Source organism: Actinophytocola sp. (assembly GCF_035712165.1).
Taxonomy (GTDB): Bacteria; Actinomycetota; Actinomycetes; order Mycobacteriales; family Pseudonocardiaceae; genus DASYTH01.
Genome location: NZ_DASTBH010000236.1, coordinates 1 through 2,916 on the forward strand (window position 1 = coordinate 1; position 2,916 = coordinate 2,916).

The 2,916-nt window shown below is 73.8% G+C and carries 3 protein-coding genes; 1 reads left to right on the top strand and 2 read right to left on the bottom strand.

The window, feature by feature from the left end; translation table 11 throughout:
• Positions 1 to 1,712 (top strand): Ig-like domain repeat protein (locus tag VFO68_RS13375; protein ID WP_325158574.1); only part of this gene is annotated, 1,712 nt, incomplete at its 5' end.
• Positions 1,713 to 1,715: 3 nt separating this feature from the next.
• Here VFO68_RS13375 and VFO68_RS13380 read toward each other — a convergent pair.
• Both VFO68_RS13380 and VFO68_RS13385 read right to left on the bottom strand, forming a co-directional pair.
• Positions 1,716 to 2,339 (bottom strand): response regulator transcription factor, encoded by a 624-nt coding sequence (locus tag VFO68_RS13380; RefSeq protein WP_325158575.1) that lies wholly within the window; start codon positions 2,337 to 2,339, stop codon positions 1,716 to 1,718.
• Positions 2,332 to 2,916 (bottom strand): sensor histidine kinase (locus VFO68_RS13385; protein ID WP_325158576.1); only part of this gene is annotated, 585 nt, incomplete at its 5' end. The genes VFO68_RS13385 and VFO68_RS13380, both read right to left, overlap by 8 nt.

The window sequence follows — 2,916 nt, forward strand, 5'->3', positions numbered from 1 at the left end:
GGGACGCCGTCTACGACACCGCCATCGGCAATGTCGACTACGCGGCCGCCAAGGCAACCGCCACGGTGAGCGTCACTCCGGCTTCGGGGCCGGGTGGAACCGTCACGGTCACCGCCACGGTCACTGGGGCGGATGGGTTGCGGCCCACTGGGACCGTCGACTTCGCGAGTTCGGCCGGCAACTGCACCGACATCGCCCTCGCGCCGGGTGCGGGAACTGAGGACGCGACCGCTACCTGCGAACTGACCGTCACACCCGGCGCGACCGTCGCCGTCACTGCCGACTACTCCGGGGATGGCGCCTACGACACGGCCACCGCCACCGAGAACTATGCCGCCGCGAAAGCCACGCCGACCGTCGTCGTGACCCCGGGGTCCGGGCCTGGCGGCGACATCACCATCACCGCCACGGTCACCGGCACCGGCGGGCTGCGACCCACCGGAACCGTCGACTTCAACAGCACCGCCGGAACGTGCACCGACGTCGCGCTCACCGCGGGCACCGGCACCGATGACGCCGCCGCCACCTGCCAGCTCAGCATCACCCCCGGCCAGACCGTCGCCGTGACGGCCGCCTACACCGGGGACACCGCCTACGACCCCGCCACCGGCGACGTCGACTACGTCGCCGCGAAGGCGACCCCGTCGGTCGTCGTGACGCCGGACGGGCAGGGGCCGTCGGGGAACGTGAACTTCACCGCGAGCGTGTCGGGGACCCGGGAGGTGCCGACCGGGACGGTGGACTTCGTCGCGTCGGAGGGGCTGGGCGGATGCACGGCGGTGGCCCTGGTGAGCGGCGCCACCGAGGCGACCGGGACGTGCCCGCTGACCGTGCCGTCAGACACCAGCGTGCTGGTGACCGTGACGTACTCGGGTGACGCGATCTACGAGAACACCACGGGACGGGCCACCTACCAGACGCCGACGGCCACTGTGGACGTCGCGGTCGCCGTGTCGCCCGGACCGGCGGTGGCGGCCGGGCGGCGCTCGGTGTCGCTCACCGCCATTGTCACCAGCAGCGACGGCGGCACCCCCACCGGAACCGTGACCATCACCGTGACGTCCGGCTCCGAGTCCGACAGCTGCACCGCGGTGCTGGTGCCGGGTCCCGGCCCCGGCCAGGCGAGCGGAACGTGCCCGGTGACGGTGACTCCGGGGGCGACCGTCTCGGTCTCGGCCGAGTACAACGGCAGCGGGCACTACTTCACCGACAGCCATCAGGCGACCTACGACCTGAAACGGGCCGCCACGATGACCCTCGTGGGCTACCCGCAGTCACCGGCAGCGGCTGGTGAGCCGGTCACCTTCACCGCCACGGTCGCCGGTGACTCCAGCGGCGTCGTCCCGACCGGCACGGTGCGGTTCGAGGCCGACGGAACGGTCATCGCCGGGTGCGAAAGCCTGCCGGTGGCCGCGGCCGCGTGCACCGTGACGCTGCCGGCCGGCAGCACGCGGATCGTGGCCACCTACAGCGGTGACACCGTCTACGACCCGGTCAGCGCCGAGATCGCGGACTACGCCGTGGCCGAACCGCTCGCGTTCACCGGCGACTCCGGCGACGCCGGCGCGGCGGGCAGCGCCACTGCGGAGGACGAGGCGCTGGCCGCCACCGGTGCCGACGTCAACGGCCTGGCGCTCGGCGGGCTGCTGCTGATCCTGGCCGGCGGCGGGATCGTGGCCATCGGTGCCACGCGCCGCCAGCCCACCCGGTAACCCTCAGCTCACCAGCCCGGACCGCACGGCCCGCAGGGCCGCCTGGGTCCGGTCCTGGACGCCCAGCTTGCCGAGGATCGCGCTGACATGCGTCTTCACCGTCTTCTCCGACAGCGACAGCGCCCGGGCGATCTCCCGGTTGGACCGGCCTCGGGCCACCTCGGCGAGCACCTCGCGCTCGCGTGCGGTCAGCTCGGCGGCGGCCGGCTCGCCCGCCGACAGCAGCCGGGCGACGTCGGGGTGCAGCAGCACATGGCCCGCGTGCACGGACCGGATCGCGGCGACCAGGGCCGACGGGTCGACGTCCTTGTAGACGTAGCCGGCGGCGCCGGCCCGGACCGCGGGCAGCACGGCCGCCGGCTCGGTGAAGCTGGTGATCACCAGGACCCGGGCCGGGTTGCCCCGCTCGCGCAGGCCGTGCAGCGCGGCCAGGCCGTCCGATCCGGGCATCCGCAGATCGAGCAGCACGACGTCCGGGTGCAGTTCCTCGGCGGCGGACACCCCGGACTCGCCGTCGGTCGCCTCGCCCACCACCGTGATGTCCTCCTGCACGTCCAGGAACGTGCGAAGCCCTTGCCGCACAACCGGATGGTCGTCGACCACCAGCACCCTGATCCGCTCAGCCACCGGCCGGCACCTCCAGCCGGACCGTCGTCCCGGCGCCCGGGGCAGACCGCACCGCCAGCCGGCCGCCGACCGCGCGGGCCCGCTCCCGCATCGACACCAGGCCCAGCCGGCGCCCGGTGGCCTCCGGGTCGAAGCCGCACCCGTCGTCGGTCACCGCGAGCACCACGACACCGTTGCGGCCCACCAGATCGACCTGAACTCCGGTGGCGTCGGCGTGCCGCAGCGCGTTGTGCAGGGCCTCCTGGGCGACCCGGAACACCGCCTGCGAAACGTCGCCGGCCAGCCGCGGCAATCCGGTCCCGGTGAACCGGATCCGCACCTGATGCACCCGGTCCAGCAGCTCGACCTGCTTGCGCAGGGCCACGTCCAGCTCGTCCCCGGTGAGGTCGACCGAGCGCTGGCCGACCACGATCGCGCGAAGCTCGTCGCTGGCTTCCGCGGCCAGCCGGCGCACCGTGGCAAGCTCGGCGCCGGCCCGGACCGGGTCGCCGGCCAGCAGCGCGCCGGCCGCCTCCGCGGTCAGCCGGAGGCTGAACAGCTTCTGCGTCACGGCATCGTGCAGCTCGCGGGCGATCCG